The 3,300-nt window shown below is 58.8% G+C and carries 4 protein-coding genes; all 4 read right to left on the bottom strand.

Translation table 11 applies throughout. From position 1 onward, the window contains the following. Nucleotides 1-36: 36 nt before the first annotated feature. A complete protein-coding gene (locus Q0I65_RS09535) occupies nucleotides 37-939 on the bottom strand; it encodes an ABC transporter ATP-binding protein (RefSeq protein WP_296062900.1) in 903 nt (300 codons plus the stop codon). After that, entirely contained in the window at nucleotides 932-1,297 is a 366-nt protein-coding gene (locus Q0I65_RS09540; RefSeq protein ID WP_296062856.1) for a GntR family transcriptional regulator, read from the bottom strand. The genes Q0I65_RS09535 and Q0I65_RS09540 overlap by 8 nt, the downstream gene beginning before the upstream one ends. Nucleotides 1,298-1,442: 145 nt before the next feature. Next, nucleotides 1,443-2,138: a class B sortase gene (locus Q0I65_RS09545; RefSeq protein WP_296062902.1), complete on the bottom strand. Its 696-nt coding sequence runs from the start codon at nucleotides 2,136-2,138 to the stop codon at nucleotides 1,443-1,445. 67 nt (nucleotides 2,139-2,205) lie between these two features. Further along, nucleotides 2,206-3,300 (bottom strand): VaFE repeat-containing surface-anchored protein (locus Q0I65_RS09550; protein ID WP_296062903.1); only part of this gene is annotated, 1,095 nt, incomplete at its 5' end.

Below are 3,300 nucleotides of genomic sequence, written 5' to 3' on the forward strand. Positions count from 1 at the left end.
CAATTTCGCTTGAACAGCTCTTTTGCCAAAGCGAAATTACAAAACGATATTCTTGACATGGGGGCTCACCTCGTTCAGCTCATGCAGGAACAGTTCTTCCAGGGACAGCGGGATAATCTCAAGCAGCACGGGGTTCAGCGCAGAAAGCGCCGTGCGCACTTGATCAGCATTGCCGCGCACGATAAGGGTGCGCAGGCGTCCTTCGGCGCTTTCGTGCAGCACGTCCACGCCCGCAAGCTCTACGCCATCGGGCAGCGCCAGCTGTACCTTTACCAGCGAACCATCAAGCGAAAGCAGGTCGTGCTCGCTTATGATTTGGCCTTCTGCCATGATTCCCAAGTGATCGCAGGCGCCTTCGAGCTCGCGCAAGTTGTGGCTGCTCACTATAACGGTAGTGTCGAATTCCGCAACGTCGCTCAGGACAATGCTCCACGCCGTTTTTCTTACCAGTGGATCAAGTCCGTCCATCGGCTCGTCCAGCAGTAAAACATCGGGGCGCGATGCCAGCGCCAGCAGAAGCATCGCTTGCTTTTGCATGCCCTTCGAGAACTTGCGGAAGGGCAGGGTAAGGGGCAGATTGAGGTTGCCAAGCAGCGTTTCGAAGCGCCCCCTGTCGAAGCGGGGCGTTATTGACTCATGTAGAGAAACCAGGCTTTTGAGCGTGGAGCGCGCGGGAATGTAGAAGCTGCTAGGCACAAATGCAATGCGCTCTTTGATGGCAACGTTTTCGAACACCGGTTGTTCCAATACCAGCACATCACCGCTGTCTTTGCGATAGATGCCTGCAATGTGCTGCAGCAGCGTGGTTTTTCCTGCGCCGTTTGGACCAACCAGCCCGTAGACCGATCCTGTGGGGACGTGCATATCAACGCTGTTCAGCGCAACAAAATCATCGAAGCGCTTCGTTAGATGAAGCGTTTGTACGGCGAATTCAGTCATGATTTCCACCTCCGTTTAAGCGTTCAATCAAGGTTTCGGGGTCTACCCCTATCGAGAGAAGTTCCTGCACGGTTTCGTCGAAAGCGGCAAGAAGTTCGTTTTTTCGTGCTTGAGATGCTTCGGGGTTGTATGACACGAAGCTGCCCTTGCCTTTAACAGAGCAAATGCAGCCATCTGCTTCAAGCGCATGATAGGCGCGTTGAATGGTGTTGGGGTTTACGGAAAGCTGCGCAGCTAAGCTGCGTACCGAAGGCATTTCAGTGCCTGGTTCAAGCAGACCGGCAAGGATTTGGCGTCGATACGCATCGCGCACCTGCTCATAGAGCGGTCGTTGGTCGCGGTAATCAACGGCAATCATGGGGCAAGACCTCCTTTCAGTGTTCGTTCTGTATTAACTGTACTATGCATGCTAATACAGTCTATACAGAGCTGCAGTAACCTGTCAAGAGGCGAAAAGGCGCAATAGCGCCGACCTCAAGGGCGAACGTCCGCGGATGAGCGCGTCATTCGTTTGTGGTTGCCGCATATACCACGGTTCGAGAATTAACGGTCTGGTATGAGCAGGTCGTGAAGGCGAATACTTTACTCGACCCATAGTGTTCATGAAGAACGAGGTCGCTATTGCCAACCCACTCGGCAATCGCGCCTGGGTCGTCGAAGCTTGGGCACGCGGTCTCGGCGCTGGCGTCCACGACGTCCACGGCAATGACCGATAGCTCATACGTGCCGCCATCGCGGGTATGCAGGAAGATGCGCGAATGGTTTCGAGCGTAGTCTTCATCGCTGTACTTCGCGAAATCCGCGAACACGCTGCTGTCGGACATGTTGTGCCCGTAGATCGGGACGAGGAGCGAGCCTTCCGTGCAGTCGGCGTCGATGTATGGGGTGCCGTAACCGCCTTGGCCGAGCGCATCCAGGTAGAGATAAGCGTTCGGGTTCTGCTTGTCGGCCTTGGCTACCGGCTGGCTTATGCTCGTGTTGGGCACCTCCACCCAGGCGACGATTTCCTGGGACAAGCTGTCCCAGTCGATACCCCGGGGCTCCTCATGTTCGCTTTCCTCCGATACGGCGCCTTCGAGCGACTGTGCAATCTCGGCCTTGTCGCTGTCGTCTGCGGCGATCCAGGTGCATAGCGCGGCGACGGCAAATGCGGCGAGCACCAGGCCGAGCGCTTCGGCGACCTTCTTCAGCTTCTTCATTTTTGCTCTTTCCGATAAAGAAGGCGGGCCTCGATCGAAGCCCGCCTGAACTTGCGGCGATTTGTTGCTACTCGGCAGGTTCGACGGTCGGTTCCTCGACCTCCTCGCCGGCCTTCTTGCGGCGCTTCGCCGCGGCATAGGCCGCGCCGGCCGCACCGCAGCCTACGATAACCGCCGCGCTCGCCGCAACAGCCGCCTTGGCCGCATCGGCCCCCGTCTTGGGATACCCCTTGCCTACGGGGTTTTGCGGAACATCAGATGCCGGGAACTCGATGGTCTGGCCCTCGTCTCCGATGTCCTCGTGCTTCGCGATGACGTTGTCGCCATCGTCGGCGAGCTTCTCGAAGAACACGAGGGACTTGCCGGCGAGGTCGACGGTATCGAGCTCGAACACGACCTCGACGGTGCCGTCGGGCGCCTCGGGCTCGAAATTCGTCTCGATGACAATCGGGTTGCCCGCGGCATCCTCAACAGGCTCGCCGGTCGCCTTGTCCACGAGCATGGTGAACAGCTTGTAGCGGTTGCCGGGGGTCAGCCCCTCGAAGCTCACCTCGTCCACGAGCGACGCGGCTTCGCTCACGGTGCCCTGGTTGGTGCCGGTTTCGGCATCGTGGGCCTTGGTGGCGATGTCGACGACGTTGACGGTCTGGCCCTCGTCGCCGAGGTCTTCGTGGCTCATGTAGACGTTGCCTTCGGCATCGAGCATCGACTCGAACGCAACGAGCGAGGCGCCTGCGAGGCCGGAGCCGTCGAATCTGAACTCGATGTCAATCGACCCCTCGAAACCCTCCGCTGCGAACTCCTTCTCGGCCATGATCTCGTTGCCCTCTGCATCGAGCACGGGCTGGCCGGTGGATTTGTCCATGAGCTTGCCAGTTACTTCGTAGGTTTCGCCGGGAATGCATCCCGTGTAGGCGATCTTGTCGACGATCGACATGTCGCCGCGCGCCTGGCCCTCATGTGTGCCGCTGTCGCCGTCGGTCGCGGTGGTGCCCATGGTCTTGGGCATGTTCTCGACCACGATGGCGAGCTTGGCCTGCATGGGCTCGTCGGCCGTGGAAACCATGCCCTGGTCGTTCACCAGGAAGTCATGGATGCGGGCCTTGCCCTCGTCGTCGACGTCGTCGATGACGTAGCCGTCCGCCGCGGCGACTTCCTGCAT

Source organism: uncultured Ellagibacter sp., assembly GCF_934643285.1.
Lineage (GTDB): Bacteria > Actinomycetota > Coriobacteriia > Coriobacteriales > Eggerthellaceae > Ellagibacter.

Coding starts and splice junctions, on each gene's coding strand:
- Q0I65_RS09535 (WP_296062900.1), bottom strand. CDS start 939: ATGACTGAATTCGCCGTACAAACGCTTCATCTAACGAAGCGCTTCGAT.
- Q0I65_RS09540 (WP_296062856.1), bottom strand. CDS start 1,297: ATGATTGCCGTTGATTACCGCGACCAACGACCGCTCTATGAGCAGGTG.
- Q0I65_RS09545 (WP_296062902.1), bottom strand. CDS start 2,138: ATGAAGAAGCTGAAGAAGGTCGCCGAAGCGCTCGGCCTGGTGCTCGCC.